The organism is Methylomonas sp. DH-1 (assembly GCF_046097555.1).
Lineage (GTDB): Bacteria > Pseudomonadota > Gammaproteobacteria > Methylococcales > Methylomonadaceae > Methylomonas > Methylomonas koyamae.
Genome location: NZ_CP143089.1, coordinates 2,821,904 through 2,839,005, shown reverse-complemented (window position 1 = coordinate 2,839,005; position 17,102 = coordinate 2,821,904). Strand labels below are relative to the sequence as shown.

Sequence of the window (17,102 nt, the reverse complement as noted above, 5' to 3'; positions counted from 1 at the left end):
CGTTGGGTTTTCGCTAAATGGCAGTGGTCGATCGCGGCATGGCGCATGGGCCGTTACGGCGCTTTCTGTTCGTTGGCGAGTGCATCGGAAAAAAATCGGCGCAGTTTAACCCGTTTCCTGGCCGCGGTTGGCCGAAAAATCGGCTAGACTGGCCGAGTCGTTCAGCCGCGTAGATTAAATGGTAGAGTTCAACTTGCAGGCCGCTCCGAACCTCCCGGGCGGAAATCCCAGATGATCCGCTACAGCCTGGCGTTCTTTGCCGGCATTGTCGCGGTTCAGCAATTCAGCCGATTGCCGAATTCGCTGGAATGGTTCGGCATAGTGACGCTCGGATTGCTGGCCTGTGTCCGGCGCCATTATGCCGTGTTGAGTTTGTTGCTCGGCTTGGCATGGGCCTGCGCATTCGGCGCCTGGCGCTTGGCTCAACAATTACCGGACCGTTACCAAAATGCCGAAGTTGAAATCGAGGGTTATATCGCCAGCCTGCCGCAGGTTCAGGAACAGCGCACCGGTTTCGACTTTGTCGTCACTCGCGCGGCGGACGGCGTTCCGCAGAAGATCCGCCTGTCCTGGTACTCTCCGGAGTCGCTGCCGGCGGCCGGGCAGAGCTGGCGATTGCGAGTCAAGTTGCGAAAACCTCACGGCCGCTTCAATCCCGGCGGCTTTGATTACGAAGCTTGGCTGTTCTCCAATCGCATCGGCGCGACGGGTTACGTCAAGAACAAGCCGCCGCCGCAACGGATCGCCGGCACAGCCAGCCTGGGCCGTTATCTGGCGCTTTGCCGCGGACTGATTGCCGACAAGATCGCTGCGGCCTTACCCGGCAGCCCGCAACTCGGTGTGCTGCAGGCATTGACGATCGGTACCCAGAACGCGGTCAGCCAAAGCCAGTGGCAAGTATTCCGCATTACCGGCGTGGTGCATTTGATCGTGATCTCGGGCTCGCATATCGGCCTGGTGGCCGGTTGGGTCTATCTGGCGATGCGCCGCCTCTGGGCCTGGTCCGGCGTACTCGGAATCTCGCCGCCACGGGCCGCAGCGGTGGTTGCCTGGTTGTCCGCGCTGTTTTATGCCGCTCTGGCCGGATTTTCGCCGCCGACGGAGAGGGCGGTAGTCATGCTCGGCGTCGTGCTGGCGGCGATTGCTTGGCAACGCAATCCGGCGCCCGGCCAAGTACTGGTGTGGGCGTTATTGGCCGTTGTAATCGCCGATCCGTTGGCGGTATTGTCGGCCGGTTTTTGGTTATCGTTTGCGGCCGTGGCATTACTGCTGTACGTCTCGGCCGGCCGATTGGCCCGCCCCGGCTACTGGCGGGAACTGGCTGCCGCGCAATGGGCCAGCTTGATCGGACTGGCGCCGTTACTGGTATTGTTTTTTCAACAGGTGTCGTTGATTGCGCCGCTGGCGAACTGGTTGGCGGTGCCTTTGATCGGCTTGGCGGTGGTGCCGTTGGCGTTACTGGCCGTCGCGATGTTGTCGGTTTGGCCGGCCTTGGCATCGCTATTATTCCAATTGGCGGATACGCTACTGCAGGTTCTGTGGTGGTTGCTAGAGCGCTTGGCCGGGTTGCCGCTGGCGCAGTTGAGTTTGCCGCCGCCAACTGGATATGCCTTACCGCTGGCGGCGATCGGCGTGCTGCTGGCTTTAGCGCCGCGCGGGTTTCCGGGGCGGTATCTGAGCCCGTTGCTGCTGATTCCGCTATGTTTTCCGCCCGTTGCCAAGCCCAAACCGGGAGAATTCTGGTTGACGCTATTGGACGTCGGCCAGGGTTTAGCGGCGGTGGTACAGACTGCCGAACATGTTTTGCTGTTCGACACCGGCGCCAAATATTCAGAATTCAACGACATGGGCGAATCGGTGGTGTTGCCGTACTTGCGTTGGCGCGGTATTAGCCGGGTCGACGCGCTGGTGGTCAGCCACGGCGATAACGACCACGCCGGCGGCGCCGATTCGGTGCTGGCCGAGGTGCCGGTGGTAGCGCTGCTCAGCAGCGCGGCGGAATGGGCCGCGCGCAAGGATGGCAGCTATTGTCGGGCCGGCCGGGAGTGGGTTTGGGACGGTGTGCGCTTCCGCATGCTGGCGCCGCCGCAGCCGGCATTCGATAAGGAAAACGACAACTCCTGTGTCGTGCAGGTGCTTGCGGCCGGGCAGAGTGCGTTGTTGACCGGCGATATTGAACAGGCCGCCGAGCGTTGGTTGGTCGCGGCATACGGCGCAGAACTGTCCAGCCGGCTGTTGCTGGCTCCGCACCACGGCAGTAAGACTTCGTCGACGCCGTTATTTTTGGATGCGGTCAAGCCCGATTGGGTTTTGATTCCGGCCGGTTACGCCAACCGTTTCGGTTTTCCGCATAGCCAGGTAGTGGAGCGCTATCGGCGCATACCGGCGGCGGTCATGAATACCGCCAAACACGGCGCCATCGAAGTTTTCGGTAACGGCCAACCTCCGCTCGCCGAGCTGCAACGGCGCCGGCGTTACTGGCACGCGGACTAGGCGGTTTGTTAGGGCCGCAAACGCGGATCAATTGTGCCGTTTGGAGGTTTGTGCCTATACTCTGGCAAACCGAACACAGGAGTACAGATTCGTGCAAAACGAAAACCGTAGCAGAATACGTTTTAATCCGGCCGGATTGGTCGCGCATATCATTATCGATCCGCCGCCGCCGGGCGGAGAAATCGTGATCGACGGCCAAGTGGTGGACATGAGCTACAGCGGGATCAAGATTCGTTTGCGCGAGCCTTTAGGCCAGTCTATCGAAGAGGCCGAATTGCGCATCTCGATCATCTTGCCGGAGTCCGGCGTGCCGGTATCGATCCACGGCACGATCAAGCACATTCAGCAAGAACACGAATGCGGCTTGCAATACGACGCCGACAGGCACCAGGAGCACGAGCTGGACGATTTGATGTTCGAGTGCGTCAAATTCGCGCCGCACGCCGATGCGGAAACCGCTGATGAAATTTGATCCGCAGGCGTGGCTGCAGCTCTGGCGCAATTTGAACGGCGACGCGGCCTACCAACGCTACTTGCGGCATTGGCAGGCCGAGCACGCCGGCCAACAGGCCGAACCGCTCAGCCGCAAGGCATTTTTCGCCGCCGAAACCCGGCGCAAATGGAGCGGCGTCAAACGCTGTTGCTGACGCCGTCAATCGATGGTCTGGATCCAATGGCAACGTTCGTTGACGACGGGCGAGGTTTTGTCGTTGGCGATACCTTTGGCGATCATCGCCACCACCCGCTCGTCGGTATCGTAGCCGATGTGGGCATCCATCGGGTTGGCCAGCTTGCCCAAGCCGAATGCGTCGTACACCCGGGCCACGTTGATGTTGATGTTGGTGACGTTAATGCACAGCCGCGAATCCAGATACTTGTTGACGAAGTCGTGCGGGATCGCATAGCTGAGTAGATCGTTGGGGTCGCTGAACGCAATCACCGAGGTTTTCGCCAATATCCGTTCGCCGTATTTGGCGCCATCGCTATTGCAATAGGCGTCGGCTTGATTGGCGACTTCCGGCAGGGCGCGTCCCAACTGCAACATCGGTAGTTGGTTGGACATCATGTAGATCGGCACTTCCTTGTTTTTCAGGACATTGGTCAACGCGGTGTAATAGCTGGCGGTGTCACCGTTACTCAGTTTCGACGCCAGATGCTGCAGGCCGTCGATGGTGATCCGGCTGCCCAGGCTATGGGAAACGAAGGCGTAACTGTCGTTGTAAAACGGCGTCACGTTTTTGGTGGAGCAGCTTTGCTGCACGTCGTCCGGCAGGCTGTTCCAGTCGCCTTGTATCATCCAGCAAAACGACTGGGCGAAGGCCGACAAAATGTCTTCGCGTTTCTCACCCAGGTAAATGATTGGGTCCGGGCCGGTATCGTTGGAGAACTTCTTCAACAAGTCGTTGACCTCGGCGCGGCGGAATGACTGCTCCCCGGAATTGTCGTAAGACAAAACTTCCTTGTCTTTGGCGCTGATCTCGGACCAGGTCAGTTCGTAGAACAGCATTTCCTGGGTTCGGTCGGCGTTCAGATAGCGGTTGATGCGCAAATTGCCCAGCGGCCGCTCCGGGCCCTTGGCGTCGGTCAAACGGATGTTTTTCACATTCCGGGAAGTGACAGTCAGGTCCAATTCCTTTGCCAACTTTTCCATAAACTGGGTGGAATAGCCCGGCAAATGGTTGCCGACGCCGTGCACCATCAACAATTTCATTTTCCGGTTGGCGATTTCCAACTGCGGTTTGATGCCGCCGAATTTTTCGCCTTTGATCTCGCAGATGCGGGTATCTTCTTCTTCCTGTTTTTCCAGGATGGCTTCGGTGATGCCTTTGCCGATACTGGCGCAGCCGGACGATAACAGTGCCAGCGCCAATAGCGGCAGCTTCAGTTTGAGTATTTTCATGTGTTGCGTTTACGGGCAGGGTTGCTTGGTTGTTGCCGGTTGCGGGCCGGGGTTGCCGCGCCGGGTGCGCTATTTATCCAGCTTTTTCTTCGCGGCGTCGGCCTGGGCGCCGACTTTTTCCACGGTTTCCCGGTATTTGGCTTGGGCCTGGTTGGCGCTGTCGGCGATGGTGGCATTATCGGCGTTGGCCTCCTTGATCATGCACTCGAAATAGTCGCGCGACTTTTGTTGCCAGGTGTTGATTGCGGCAATGCTCTTATTGAAGGCGTCGACATCGCTGTCGTCGACGACCGGCGTTTCCGGCGGCGTACCGCATGCGGCGGGAACCCAGGTACCGTTACCTAGAGTGCCGGCTGTCGTCATGCTGCTGGATATTGCCAGCAGGGCGGTGGTCGCTAAAACGGTAATTTTCATTCGCTGTCTCCATGGCGGATTTAAACGGAAGTTTGCCGGCGGGATTATTCCGCAACCCGGCGCCAAAGCCAATCGCCGCAACCAAAAACGGCGGATTAAGTCAGCATTTGCCGGATGTGTTCGATCTCGTCCTTGGCCTGGTCGAGAATGTTGATGCTGAGATCGGCGTCCAGGTTCCCGGCCGCCAGTTTTTTGTAGGCCGGCAGTTCGTCCATCTTCGGCATTTGTTTGACGTCGACCTTGCCGATGAAACTGTGCAGTTGCGAAATCATCACGATGTCGCTGTAGCTGGCCGAGGCGCCGCTGTCGCGCCGCCAGTTTTCGGCGTGGATGACCACATCTTCGAAATCGGCCGGAAAATCCCATTTGCGCACGATCTGCACCCCGATCGGGCTGCGCAACTCGCGTACGGCTTCGGCCAGATCGCCCGGATTGTCGAGAATGTCGGGCTGGCGGTCGGCGTAAGCCAGGATCGGCACCACGCCGATGTCGTGGATCAGGCCGGCCAGCATGGCCCGGTCCGGATCGAAGCCGGGCGTCTTGTGCGCCAGCACCGCGCTGATCGCCGCGACGTAACTGCTGTGGGCCCACAGCTCCTGCATTCTGCGGCGGATCACCGGCGAACGGGCATTGAACACGGCTTTCAAGGCAAAGGCGGTGATGATGTCCTGGGCCGCTTTTAAGCCCAGCCGGGTCAAGGCTTCCGGGCAACTTTCGATGCGGCGCCGGCCGCGGTAGAGCGGGCTGTTCGATATCTTGACCAGCCGGGCGGTGATGCTGGGGTCGATTTGCACCACGCGAGCGATCTTGTTGCTGTTGGCGCTGGGTTCGTTGATCGCGCGGCGGATTTTCAGCGACACGTCCGGAATGGTCGGCAAGGCCAGCGAATCGGATTGCATGTATTTGAAGCAATCCTGGTACAAGCGGTTTTTCGCCAGCTTGGCGCTGAGCGGATGGGTTGCGGCCTCGGTCATGGACATTGCTTTATTCGGACAAGCGGCAGGGGTTTGGTTTAAAATCCGCCGCTGCATTTTTTACACACGGATACGCTATGACTATAACAGGCCCGGATGTTATTACAACCCTGAGCAGCATTCGAGATTACATCCGCTGGGCCGCCAGCCGCTTCGCCGAACACAAGGTTTTTCTCGGCCACGGCACCGTCACGCCGCTGGACGAAGCGGCAGCGATTGTGTTGCACACGCTGCATCAACCTTACGATCTGGCCGACAGCTATCTGGACAGCGTATTGACCATGGCCGAGCGCCAGCAAGTGGCCGAACTGGTAGAGCGGCGTATCGTCGAGCGCAAGCCGTCGGCTTATCTGACTCACGAAGCCTTGTTTGCCGGTTTGTCGTTTTACGTCGACGAACGGGTACTGGTACCGCGCTCGCCGATTGCCGAATTGATTGCCGAACGCTACGAACCTTGGGTCGACGAAACCCAGGTATTCAACATTCTGGATTTATGCACCGGCAGCGCCTGTATTGCCATCGCGTGCGCTTACGCCTTCCCGGAAGCGCAAGTCGATGCGGTGGAACTGTCCGACGCCGCGCTGGCCGTAGCCCGCATCAATGTCGACAAGCACCAGTTGGCGGAGCAGGTCGAACTCTACCAATCGGACTTATTCGAAAAGCTGCCGGCCAAACCCTACGACATCATCGTCAGCAATCCGCCTTACGTCGCCATTGCCGAATGGGAAAGCCTGCCGCCCGAATTTCATGCCGAGCCGGCGTTGGGTTTCAAGGGCGGCGAACACGGTCTGGATTTGGTGTTGCGGATTTTGGCCGACGCCGGACGCTACCTGGCCGAGCACGGCATCCTGGTGGTCGAAGTCGGCAGTAGCGCCCAGACTTTGCAGGACATGTTTCCGGAAGTGCCGTTCCATTGGCTGGAATTCGAACGTGGCGGCGACGGCGTGTTTCTGCTGACCGCCGAACAAGTTTCCGCTTACCATCAACTCTTTACCAACGCGCTTTAACCATGTCCGGAAATACCATAGGCAAACTGTTTACCGTCACTACCTTCGGCGAAAGCCACGGTCCGGCGCTCGGCGCCATCGTCGACGGCTGCCCGCCGGGTCTGGAACTGTGCGCAGCCGATTTGCAGATCGATTTGGATCGGCGCAAACCCGGTACCTCGCGCCATACGACCCAGCGCCGCGAGGCCGACGAAGTCAAGATACTGTCCGGCGTGTTCGAAGGCAAAACCACCGGCACCCCTATCGGTTTGTTGATCGAGAACACCGATCAGCGCTCCAAGGATTACGGCAAAATCGCCGAGAGTTTCCGTCCCGGCCACGCCGATTACACCTATCACCACAAATACGGCATCCGCGACTACCGCGGCGGCGGCCGTTCTTCGGCGCGGGAGACGGCCATGCGGGTGGCGGCCGGCGCGATCGCCAAGAAATACCTGTACCAGCAACACGGCATACAAGTACGCGGTTATTTGTCGCAACTCGGGCCGATCAAGATCGAACAATTCGACTGGAACGAAATTCCGAATAACCCGTTTTTCTGCCCCGATGCCGGCAAAGTGGCGGAAATGGAAAAATATATGGATGCCTTGCGTAAGGAAGGCGAATCGATCGGCGCCAAAATCGAAGTGGTGGCCGGCAACGTGCCGCCGGGCTTGGGCGAGCCGATTTTCGACCGGCTCGACGCCGAATTGGCTTACGCGCTGATGAGCATCAATGCGGTGAAAGGCGTCGAAATCGGCGATGGCTTCGACTGTATCGCCAGCAAAGGCACCCAATTTCGCGACGAAATTACGCCGGAAGGTTTTCTGAGCAACCACGCCGGCGGCATTCTGGGCGGCATTTCCACCGGCCAGGACATCGTCGCCCGCATTGCGTTGAAGCCGACCTCCAGCCTGCGTTTGCCGGGCCGCAGCATCAACACCAAGGGCGAGGCTATCGAAGTGGTCACCGAAGGCCGCCACGATCCCTGCGTCGGTATCCGCGCCACGCCGATCGCCGAAGCGATGGTTGCGCTGGTATTGATGGACCATCTGCTGCGCCACCGCGCCCAAAACCTGCACGTCGACTGCGGTTTGCCTGTCTTGCGTTAAATGCCCGTCCCCTATTGGCGGTTATCCGGCTTTTATTTTTGCTATTTCGCCACGCTCGGCGCGTTTCTGCCGTTCTGGAGTTTGTATCTGAAACAGGCCGGTTTCGCTGCCGAGCAAATCGGCGAGCTGACCGCGCTGATGGTGGCGACCAAAATCGTCGCTCCCAACTATTGGGGCTGGCTGGCTGACAAAACCGGCCGCAATCTGCGTTTGGTCCGATTGACGTTGCTGCTGGCGGCGTTGAGTTTTGCCGGATTTCTGCTGCGTAACGATTATCTCTGGTTCGCACTGGTCACCGTGGTGTTCAGTTTTTTCTGGAACGCGACCTTGCCGCAGTTCGAGGCGGCAACCTTGTTTCATTTGCAGTCCGAGCCGCAGCGCTACAGCCACATCCGCTTGTGGGGGTCGATCGGGTTTATCGCCGCCGTGCTAGGCATCGGCCGTTTTCTCGATTATTTCAGTATCGCCAACTTGCCGCTGATTATCGGCGGTTTGATGCTGTCGAACTGGCTGGCGGCGCTGCTGACGCCGGAAGCGCTGCCGCGCGGCGATCGCGGCCAATCCGGCCCCGGCATCTGGCAGATTTTGTTGCGCGGGGAATTGCTGGCTTTTCTGCTGGTATACCTGTTGCTGCAAGTGGCCCACGGCCCGTATTACGTGTTTTACTCGGTTTATTTAAAGCAACACGGCTACACTGCCACCGAAACCGGCCTGTTATGGGCGACCGGCGTCGCCGCGGAAATCGTGTTGTTTTTGGCGATGCGCCGCCTGCTGAGCTGGTGCCGGCCGCGCAGCCTGTTGCTGTGGGCGATTGCGCTCAGCGTCGTGCGTTGGTGGTTGATCGCCGACGGTGTCGACTCCTTGGCGTTGACCATCGCCGCGCAACTGCTGCACGCCGCTACCTTCGGCGTGGCGCATGTCGTCGCGATGCAGTTGCTGTACCACTATTTCGGCGAACGCCACCAGAGCAAGGGCCAGGCCTTGTACAGCAGCGCCAGTTTCGGCGTCGGCGGCATGGCCGGCAGCCTGTATAGCGGTTATTTCTGGGATTTGCTGGGCGGCCGCGAAGTTTACCTGATTGCCGCGCTGGTCTGCGGTGTCGCTTGGCTGATCGCCTTCGTCGGCGTGGCTCGGGAATCGCAGCCGAGATTGGGTTAAAATTGGGCCGGTTAATCAACTTGGGATAGGAAACAGTGTTCGAGGTAATCAAAAACGGCGGCTGGATGATGGCGCCGATCATTCTGTGTTCGATCGTGGCGATGGCGATCATTGGCGAGCGGTTCTGGTCGCTGCAACGTAAACGCATCCTCCCGGCTGACCTGGTGCCTTACATCTGGCAATTGCACCGCGAGCACAAGCTCGACGAAGCGACGATCCGCCGGATCAAGCTCAGTTCGCCGCTGGGCCGGATACTGGCCGCCGGCTTGTTGAACCGCAAACACGGCCGCGAGATCATGAAGTCCAGTATCGAGGAAGTCGGCCGCCAGGTCGCCCACGAACTGGAGCGCTATTTGAACGCCTTGGGCAGTATCGCCTCGATCACGCCGTTGCTGGGCCTGTTGGGCACCGTGGACGGCATTATCCGGGTGTTTTCCGACATCGCCGTCGGCGGCATGGGCGATCCGGCGGTATTGAGCGGCGGCATCTCCGAGGCTTTGATCTGCACCGCTTCCGGTTTGACCGTGGCGATCCCGAGCCTGTTTTTTCACCGCTATTTCGAACGGTTGGTCGACGACCACGTGGTACGGATGGAAGAGGAGTCGTTGCGCCTGGTCGATATCATGCAAGGCGCCAGAGAGGACGTGTGATGGAATTTCGCCGCCGCCGCCGGGCTCCGGTCGAGATCGGTTTGATCCCGATGATCGACGTGTTGCTAGTTCTGCTGTTTTTCTTCATGGTGGCGACCACGTTCCGCCACCATTCCGAACTGAAAATCAATTTGCCGGAAGCGCAGGGTAGCGATGCGGCCGAGCCTGGCAAAACCATCAACCTCTATGTCGATGCCAAAGGCGTGTATTCGCTGTCCGGCGAAGACAACCAGTTTCACGAGCTGGTCAACCAAAACCTGGACGGCCTGAAAGCGGCGCTGGCCCAGTTCGCCGGCGAAACCCGGCAATTGCCGTTCATCATCAGCGCCGACGGCAAAGCGCCGCATCAGGCCGTGGTCAGCGCGTTGGACGTAGCCAACCAACTCGGTTTCCACCACATTACTTTTGCCGTCAACCAGCCGGAAAAGCCATGAACAAAAAACTGATCAAATGGTTCGAAGACGCCTGGTACAGCGAAATGTACATCTCGGCCTGGTTCATGCCGCTATCGATGCTGTACGTCGATGCGGTGCGCCTACGCCGCTTCGCTTATCGGGTCGGCATCAAGAAAAAAACCAAGCTGCCGGTGCCGGTCATTATCGTCGGCAATATCACGGTCGGCGGTACCGGCAAAACGCCGCTGGTGGTGTGGATGGCCGAGTTTCTGCGCCAACAAGGCTACAAGCCCGGCGTGATTAGCCGCGGCTATGCCGGCGCTAAAGACCGGTCCGGTCCGCAAATGGTTACGGCGGAGAGCGATCCGGCCGTGGTCGGCGACGAGCCGGTATTACTGGCCCGGCGTTGCGGTTGCCCGGTGGCAATCGGCCGGGACCGGCCGGCGGCTGCCAAACATTTGCTGGCAAATCATCACTGCGATGTGATTATTTCCGACGACGGCTTGCAACACTATGCGCTGGAACGCGACATCGAAATCGTCGTCATCGACGGCCAACGCCGCTTCGGCAACGGCTACTGCCTGCCGGTCGGTCCGCTGCGCGAACCGCCGGAGCGGATCAAACAGGTCGATCTGGTCGTGGTTAACAGCCCGTTGGAATTGCTGGAAGGCGAGGTACCGATGCAATGCGTCGGTCAGCAATTAGTCAACTTAAAAACCGGCGAAAGCCGGCCAATAACCGAGTTTAAAGGCGTGGCGGTCCATGCCGTCGCCGCAATCGGTAACCCTAAGCGGTTTTTCAACCAATTGGCCGGGGCCGGTTTGGTCTGTAAAACCCACGCCTTCCCGGATCATCACCCGTTTAGTGCTGCCGATTTGCAGTTTAAAGAGCAACGGCCGCTGGTCATGACTGAAAAAGATGCCGTCAAATGTGCCGCTTTTGCCGCCGATGATTTCTGGTATTTACCCATCGATGCCGAATTGCCCGAGGCATTTTCTCAACAGCTGTTAAAACTACTGAAAACCAAAACCCATGGATAAAAAACTACTCGACATTCTGGCCTGCCCGTTGTGCAAAAGCTCGCTGATTTACGATAAAGACAAGCAGGAATTGATTTGCAAGGCCGACAAACTGGCGTTCCCGGTCCGCGACGGCATTCCGGTCATGTTGGAAGACGAGGCGCGCGAATTGAGTTTCGAAGAAGCCGAAGCCCTGAGAAAATGAGTACCGGCTTTAAGGTCGTGATTCCGGCTCGCTACGGTTCCACCCGTTTGCCGGGCAAGCCGCTGCTGGATATCGCCGGCAAACCGATGATCGTTCACGTCTGCGAACGGGCTTTGGCAGCGGAAGCCGAGCAAGTGGTGGTAGCGACCGACGACCGGCGTATTTTCGACGCGGTCGACAAGCTGGGGTTGCAGGCGGTGATGACCGATCCCAACCACCAGTCCGGCACCGAACGTATCGCCGAAGTGGCTAGCATCATGGGTTGGGCCGACCAGCAAATCGTCGTCAACCTGCAAGGCGACGAACCATTGATCCCACCGGCTTACATCCGCGATGCGGCACAGGCTTTGGCGGGACAAAACCGGGCCGGCATTGCCACGTTGGCGGCAAAAATTGCGGATGCGGCAGAAATCTTCAATCCGAATGCAGTGAAAGTGGTGTTGGATAAAGACGGCTACGCGCTGTATTTCAGCCGGGCGCCGATTCCGTGGAATAGGGCGACGTTTCCCGACAAGCACGATATCGCCGCCGGGGACTTACCGCATTTGCGCCACATCGGCATGTACGCCTACACCGTCGGATTTTTAAAGAGTTATTGCGATTGGCCGGCCTCGCCGCTGGAGAGCGTCGAATCGCTGGAGCAGCTCCGGATTCTGTGGCACGGCGAAAAAGTGCTGGTGAAAATCGTCGACAAGACGCCGGAGGCGGGGGTGGACACGGAGGAGGATTTGGTGAGGGTTTCTAATTTTTTGTATTCATCGTGAACGGAAAGGATTACGCATGAATAAAGTTTTAATGACGCTGTTCTTTTTTTTCGTCGTTGCTTGTTCGAGTAAACCAGTTCATGAAGCTGAGTTGACACTGAGTGAGTTAGCATCCTTAAATCAAGGCAGATTAGTTCGCCTATCAATCGGAATGAATAAGAATGAAGTAATTGCGTTGATGGGTACGGAGATGGCAAATACCAAGGACGGAGTAGTGAATAATCCCTGGATAGTAGAGGGGTTTGTTGGCGATGATGGCGGTAACTATGAAATACTTTATTACGTCACAAGACGCAATCCTCCGTTTACCCCAGTTCTTAAATCCATTACGACCCCAGTTGTTTTAAAAGATGGAAAAGTTGTTAGTTGGGGTAATGACAGCGTAAGAAAAAGATATTGATTGCTCTTGGCTGCCAGTGCTACAGATTCGATTTCATATTCATGCTGACTGCCAAGGGATAAGCAGGACTAATGTATCCCTTCAGGCAATTCTCGATAAAAACTTAAGCGCTCGTAGCGGCAAACGGGAGTGGCTGGCGTAGTCAGGGGTAGGAAGAAGTTTTCAACTGACTAAAAACTGTGGTTTTGGATTTCAAGCCGCTTAATCGGTTGAGTCGGCTTAATTATTTCTAGTACACGGCTGATTATTTTGCCCGAATCTCAAGCTATGCTCCCGGCATAAGATTTTTTAAGGATTTGATCTTTGCGTTAAACGCATTCTTCAGTGGGCTGCAGGAGCTGGAGTCTTCACTTTTGCACCCGTTCCCGCCTAGCTTCCATCGGGTTTTTTCGCAACGGCCGGTAGATTTCCACCCGGTCGCCGTCGGCCAGAACTTTATCTTTGGTACAAACCGCGCCGAAGATGCCGATGGTTTGCTGCGTCAGGTCGATGTCGGGGAGTTGGCCGGCGATGCCGGAGGCTGAAATGGCCTGGTCCGCCGTGCTGCCGAGCGGTAAAGCCAGCGGAATCAGCAATTGCCGCTCCGGCAGCGCGTAGGCGACTTCGACGTTAATGCGATCAACCGCCATACAGGGCTTTGGCGCGTTGAGTGAAGGAGCCGACCATCGTGTTGCAGATTTGGTTGAACACCGGGCCGAACGCCAAGCTGGCGAAAGCGTTGGAAATTTCGAATTCCAGGTCCAGCGAGATTTTGCTGGCGTCCTCGCGCAACGGCATGAAGCTCCAGAAACCTTCCAACGACTTGAACGGACCGTCCAGCAGACTGATTTGAATGCGGCCGCCGCGGTCGATTTTGTTGCGGGTCGTGAACGACTTGTGAAAGCCGGCTTTGGCGATGTCGATTTGGCCTTCGACGATGTCGCCTTCCCGGCGCAATACCCGGCTGCCGGAGCACCAGGGCAAGAATTTCGGATAGGATTCGATGTCGTCGACCAGATCGAACATCTGCTGCGCGGAGAATTTTACCAGCGCGCTTTTTTGTATCACCGTAATCATTTACAGCACCCCGAGTACGTGCAGGAATACTAGAAAGACCGAGGCCGGCGCGACGTATTTGATCAAAAATTGCCAGACCTGAAAACCTTGCGCCGGCATTTCCAATTCCTGCTCGGTATCGGCTTGGCGCATGGTCCAGCCGGCGAATAAGGCGATACACAAACCGCCGATCGGCAGCATCAGATTGGCGGTCAAATAATCCAGCAATTCGAACAGGTTTTTGTCGAACCATTTGTGGCCGGACCAGATGTTGAACGAAAACACCACGGCCACGCCCAAAGCCCAACAGGCGCTACCGGACCAGATGCAGGCGCGGCGGCGTTCGATGTTTTTGTTCTCGACCAGCCAGGCTACGGTCGGCTCGATCAGCGAAATCGACGAGGTCAGCGCAGCGAAAAACAGCAGCACGAAAAACAGCACGCCGAATAGCCAACCGCCGCCCATGTGGCCGAAGGCCAGCGGCAGCGTCTGGAAAATCAGCCCCGGTCCGGCCGCCGCTTCCAAGTTGTTGGCGAAGACCAACGGAAAGATGGCGATGCCGGCCAGTAGTGCGACTATAGTGTCGGCGCCAGCGATAAAGAACGTGGTTTTAGCGATCGAGACGTGGCCGGGCAGGTAGGAGCCGTAGACCATGATCGCGCCCATGCCCAAGCTCAACGTGAAGAAGGCGTGGCCCATCGCGGTCAACACCGCGTCGGCGTCGATCTTGCTGAAATCGGGGCTGAACAGGAAGTCGATGCCTCGTTCGTAGGCCCCGGAAGACATCGCGTAGGCCACCAGAATCATCAAGATGACAAACAGCGCCGGCATCAAAAAGCGGACGGCTTTTTCCAGGCCGCCCTGCACGCCGCGCATTACCACCTGCATCGTGATGAACATGAACAGCGTGTGCCAAAACAATTGCTGAAGCGGGCTGGCCATCAGGCCGTCGAACATGGCTTTGACCTCGCCGGCATCGGTGCCGAAGAAACCGCCGAAGAAGGCTTTGAAGATATAAGCCATGGCCCAGCCGGCAATCACGCTGTAGTAGGCCAGGATCAGAAAGCCGGCGATCATGCCCAACCAGCCCAGGTAATGCCAGCGCGGATCGGCGCCGGCTTCGGCGCTGAGGCGCTGCATCGTGTTGATCGGGCTTTGCCGGCCGCGCCGGCCTAACATGATCTCGGCGATCATGATCGGCACGCCGATTGCCGCGACGCAGGCCAAATACACCATGACGAAGGCGCCGCCGCCGTTTTGGCCGGTGATGTACGGAAATTTCCAAATGTTACCCAATCCCACCGCCGATCCGGTGGCGGCCAAAATAAATGCAAAGCGGGAGGACCACTCGCCGTGAATGGATCGGGTTTTATCGCTCATGTGTTGCGCCCTGTGTTTTTTAAGTCGTTATTTAACGGGTGTGTGAGTAAAATAACAAAATTCCCGTTTTCAGTCAGTCTAAAAATCCGAGCTACATGGCCGCCAAAAAATCCAAAAAGGACTCCAAAGCCAACGACAACACCATTGCCCTAAATCGGCAAGCCACCCACGAATACACGATAGACGAACAATTCGAGGCCGGCTTGGTGTTGGAAGGTTGGGAAGTCAAGAGTCTGCGCGACGGCCGGGTACAGTTGAAGGAAAGCTACGTCGAAATCAGACGCGGCGAAGCCTGGCTGTGCGGGGCGCACGTCTCGCCGCTGCTGTCGGCCTCGACCCACGTCAACCCCGACGCGGTGCGGCGCAAGAAGCTGTTGCTGCACCGGCGCGAATTGAACAAGTTGATCGGTTCGGTGGAGCGTAAAGGCTACACCCTGATCCCGCTGGCGATGTATTGGATCAAAGGCCGGGCCAAACTGAAAATCGGCTTGGCCAAGGGCAAGAAACTGCACGACAAGCGCGCGGCGGCCAAGGACAAGGATTGGCAGCGCGACAAAGCGCGCATCATGAAACACGGCTGAGCCATGTCTTCCCATCCCAATTTACTCGACGCGAATCACAGCGTCCTGCTGCTGGTGGATATCCAAACCCGGCTTAGTGCGGCGATGGCGGCGGAAGAAGCCGGGGAAATGGCGCTGCACAGCGAGCGCCTGCTGACGGCGGCATCTTTGCTGGAAGTCCCGGTATTGCTGACCGAACAGTATCCGCAGGGCTTGGGGCCGACCCAAGCTAACCTGCTGGAACTGTTGCCTGCCGCAGCGCAAGTTTTCGCCAAAACCGGATTTTCCTGCTGTGCGGCGGCGGGTTTTTGCGCGGCGTTGGCGGCGCTGGGTCGAAAGCAGATAGTGCTGGCCGGCCAAGAAAGCCACGTGTGCGTGTTGCAAACGGCGCTCGAGTTGCAGAATCTGGGGTACCGGGTACATGTAGTCGCCGATGCCGTCTGCTCGCGGCGTGCCGAACACAAAGCCTTGGCCTTGCAACGCATGCAGCAACAGGGCATAACGCTGAGCTGCCACGAGTCGGTATTGTTCGAATGGTTGCGCGACGCCAAGCACGAACGGTTTAAAACAATTTCCAGCTTATTGCGTTGAACACATTGTAGTGGGGGATAAATGATACGGACGGCATGGATCGGACCGATACTGGGAGCGTTCTTGCTGGCGGGCTGCGGCGGCGAGCCGCAGGTGCCGGTGCAGAAATTCGAGGGCTTTGCCCAAGGCACCACTTACCACGTCAGCTATTGGTCGGAGCCGGCTGTCGATGTTAAACAAGTGCAAGCCGAAGTCGACAAGACGCTGGCCGAACTGGACAAATTATTGTCGAATTACCGGCCCGATTCCGAAATCGAGCAATTCAATGTTTCTTCTGTGACGGTCGGCCAGACCGTGGATGCGCAAATCGTCGCCCTGGTCAGAGTCGCGCAAACCGTCAGCCAACTCAGCGGCGGTTGCTACGATCTGACGATCAAGCCTTTGTTCGAATTGTGGGGCTTTCAAAACGACGAATTGCACGTGCCGGAGCAGGCCGCTATCGATGCCGCTTTGGCCAATGTCGGCATGTCTAAATTGGAAATCGTCGACGACGCCCATTTGTTGAAGAAATTGCCCAATCTTCGCGTCGACTTGTCGTCCATCGCCCAGGGCTACAGTGTGGGCAAAGTTGGCGAAGCCCTGGAAAGATTGGGGCTGGACAATTATCTGGTCGAAATCGGCGGCGAATTGAAATCTCTGGGCCATAAACCCGACGGCAAAGCCTGGGTCATCGCCGTCGAGAAGCCGTTGCCCGGCGAAAGAACCATGCACAAGGCGGTGACCTTACCGAAGGATGCGCCGATGGCGGTGATGACCAGCGGCACTTACCGGCATTATTTCGATCTGAAAGGCCAGCGTTACAGTCACATCCTCGATGCGCGCACCGGCAGGCCGGTCGAGCACGATTTGGTGGCGGTCACCGTGTTTGACGAAAATCCGACGGTCGCCGACGCCTGGTCGACCGCGTTGCTCTGTCTGGGCCAGGACGAGGGTATGAAGCTGGCCGATAACGAGAAGCTGCAGGCCTTGTTTATCCAGCAGCGCGGCAGCGAATTCGTCGAGAGCAAGACGCGGGCGTTGACGACCTCGACCACCGTCACGATCAATTAAGCCAAGGCCGGAGTGC

Annotated in this window: 21 protein-coding genes; 15 read left to right on the top strand and 6 right to left on the bottom strand. The window is 57.9% G+C overall.

What is annotated here, in order from left to right:
* The first annotated feature begins 231 nt into the window (after nt 1-231).
* From VXJ35_RS12945 to VXJ35_RS12935, 3 genes are all read left to right on the top strand, one after another.
* Nucleotides 232-2,493: a DNA internalization-related competence protein ComEC/Rec2 gene (locus VXJ35_RS12945; protein WP_064021878.1), complete on the top strand. Its 2,262-nt coding sequence runs from the start codon at nt 232-234 to the stop codon at nt 2,491-2,493.
* 91 nt (nt 2,494-2,584) lie between these two features.
* Nucleotides 2,585-2,965 carry a PilZ domain-containing protein gene (locus VXJ35_RS12940; RefSeq protein WP_064021877.1) on the top strand — a complete coding sequence of 127 codons (381 nt, stop codon included), beginning with the start codon at nt 2,585-2,587 and terminating at the stop codon, nt 2,963-2,965.
* Complete coding sequence (locus VXJ35_RS12935; protein ID WP_197488536.1) at nt 2,955-3,140, top strand: YbdD/YjiX family protein; 186 nt, start codon at nt 2,955-2,957, stop codon at nt 3,138-3,140. The genes VXJ35_RS12940 and VXJ35_RS12935 overlap by 11 nt, the downstream gene beginning before the upstream one ends.
* A gap of 5 nt (nt 3,141-3,145) precedes the next feature.
* On the opposite strand, the gene VXJ35_RS12930 is transcribed toward VXJ35_RS12935, so the two are convergent.
* The 3 genes from VXJ35_RS12930 to VXJ35_RS12920 all read right to left on the bottom strand — a co-directional run bounded on the left by VXJ35_RS12930 (nt 3,146) and on the right by VXJ35_RS12920 (nt 5,781).
* Nucleotides 3,146-4,393 (bottom strand): hypothetical protein, encoded by a 1,248-nt coding sequence (locus tag VXJ35_RS12930; RefSeq protein ID WP_064021875.1) that lies wholly within the window; start codon nt 4,391-4,393, stop codon nt 3,146-3,148.
* A gap of 69 nt (nt 4,394-4,462) precedes the next feature.
* Nucleotides 4,463-4,807: a hypothetical protein gene (locus VXJ35_RS12925; protein WP_064021874.1), complete on the bottom strand. Its 345-nt coding sequence runs from the start codon at nt 4,805-4,807 to the stop codon at nt 4,463-4,465.
* 95 nt (nt 4,808-4,902) lie between these two features.
* Nucleotides 4,903-5,781, bottom strand: coding sequence for an HDOD domain-containing protein (locus tag VXJ35_RS12920; protein WP_064023499.1), 879 nt, complete (start codon nt 5,779-5,781; stop codon nt 4,903-4,905).
* Nucleotides 5,782-5,858: 77 nt separating this feature from the next.
* Here VXJ35_RS12920 and prmB point away from each other — a divergent pair, with 77 nt between their 5' ends.
* The 9 genes from prmB to VXJ35_RS12875 are packed head-to-tail and all read left to right on the top strand — an operon-like array spanning nt 5,859 to nt 12,470.
* The gene (prmB, locus tag VXJ35_RS12915; RefSeq protein WP_064021873.1) at nt 5,859-6,788 is read left to right on the top strand and encodes a 50S ribosomal protein L3 N(5)-glutamine methyltransferase; all 930 of its coding nucleotides are present in this window, start codon (nt 5,859-5,861) and stop codon (nt 6,786-6,788) included.
* Between the two features lie 2 nt (nt 6,789-6,790).
* Nucleotides 6,791-7,879 carry a chorismate synthase gene (gene aroC, locus VXJ35_RS12910; RefSeq protein WP_064021872.1) on the top strand — a complete coding sequence of 363 codons (1,089 nt, stop codon included), beginning with the start codon at nt 6,791-6,793 and terminating at the stop codon, nt 7,877-7,879.
* A complete protein-coding gene (locus tag VXJ35_RS12905; protein ID WP_064021871.1) occupies nt 7,880-9,037 on the top strand; it encodes an MFS transporter in 1,158 nt (385 codons plus the stop codon). It begins immediately after the preceding gene.
* 35 nt (nt 9,038-9,072) lie between these two features.
* Complete coding sequence (locus tag VXJ35_RS12900; protein WP_064021870.1) at nt 9,073-9,687, top strand: MotA/TolQ/ExbB proton channel family protein; 615 nt, start codon at nt 9,073-9,075, stop codon at nt 9,685-9,687.
* Nucleotides 9,687-10,121, top strand: a complete 435-nt coding sequence (locus VXJ35_RS12895) for a biopolymer transporter ExbD (RefSeq protein WP_054762967.1) — start codon at nt 9,687-9,689, stop codon at nt 10,119-10,121. Before VXJ35_RS12900 ends, VXJ35_RS12895 begins: the two co-directional genes overlap by 1 nt.
* A complete protein-coding gene (lpxK, locus tag VXJ35_RS12890; protein WP_064021869.1) occupies nt 10,118-11,122 on the top strand; it encodes a tetraacyldisaccharide 4'-kinase in 1,005 nt (334 codons plus the stop codon). Before VXJ35_RS12895 ends, lpxK begins: the two co-directional genes overlap by 4 nt.
* Nucleotides 11,115-11,306, top strand: a complete 192-nt coding sequence (locus VXJ35_RS12885; protein WP_064021868.1) for a Trm112 family protein — start codon at nt 11,115-11,117, stop codon at nt 11,304-11,306. Before lpxK ends, VXJ35_RS12885 begins: the two co-directional genes overlap by 8 nt.
* Nucleotides 11,303-12,070, top strand: a complete 768-nt coding sequence (kdsB, locus tag VXJ35_RS12880; protein WP_064021867.1) for a 3-deoxy-manno-octulosonate cytidylyltransferase — start codon at nt 11,303-11,305, stop codon at nt 12,068-12,070. Before VXJ35_RS12885 ends, kdsB begins: the two co-directional genes overlap by 4 nt.
* 16 nt (nt 12,071-12,086) lie before the next feature.
* The gene (locus VXJ35_RS12875; protein WP_082880906.1) at nt 12,087-12,470 is read left to right on the top strand and encodes a DUF3192 domain-containing protein; all 384 of its coding nucleotides are present in this window, start codon (nt 12,087-12,089) and stop codon (nt 12,468-12,470) included.
* Between the two features lie 347 nt (nt 12,471-12,817).
* On the opposite strand, the gene VXJ35_RS12870 is transcribed toward VXJ35_RS12875, so the two are convergent.
* From VXJ35_RS12870 to VXJ35_RS12860, 3 genes are read right to left on the bottom strand one after another with little or no spacing between them, the layout of a single operon-like run.
* Nucleotides 12,818-13,099, bottom strand: coding sequence for an RnfH family protein (locus VXJ35_RS12870; RefSeq protein WP_064021866.1), 282 nt, complete (start codon nt 13,097-13,099; stop codon nt 12,818-12,820).
* Entirely contained in the window at nt 13,089-13,526 is a 438-nt protein-coding gene (locus VXJ35_RS12865; protein WP_082409860.1) for a type II toxin-antitoxin system RatA family toxin, read from the bottom strand. The genes VXJ35_RS12870 and VXJ35_RS12865 overlap by 11 nt, the downstream gene beginning before the upstream one ends.
* A complete protein-coding gene (locus VXJ35_RS12860) occupies nt 13,527-14,885 on the bottom strand; it encodes a sodium-dependent transporter (protein WP_064021865.1) in 1,359 nt (452 codons plus the stop codon).
* A 95-nt stretch (nt 14,886-14,980) separates the two neighbouring features.
* Here VXJ35_RS12860 and smpB point away from each other — a divergent pair, with 95 nt between their 5' ends.
* The 3 genes from smpB to VXJ35_RS12845 are packed head-to-tail and all read left to right on the top strand — an operon-like array spanning nt 14,981 to nt 17,086.
* Entirely contained in the window at nt 14,981-15,466 is a 486-nt protein-coding gene (gene smpB / locus VXJ35_RS12855; RefSeq protein ID WP_054762304.1) for an SsrA-binding protein SmpB, read from the top strand.
* A gap of 3 nt (nt 15,467-15,469) precedes the next feature.
* Nucleotides 15,470-16,036, top strand: coding sequence for an isochorismatase family protein (locus tag VXJ35_RS12850; RefSeq protein ID WP_064021864.1), 567 nt, complete (start codon nt 15,470-15,472; stop codon nt 16,034-16,036).
* A 21-nt stretch (nt 16,037-16,057) separates the two neighbouring features.
* Entirely contained in the window at nt 16,058-17,086 is a 1,029-nt protein-coding gene (locus VXJ35_RS12845) for an FAD:protein FMN transferase (protein ID WP_064021863.1), read from the top strand.
* Nucleotides 17,087-17,102: the final 16 nt, after the last annotated feature.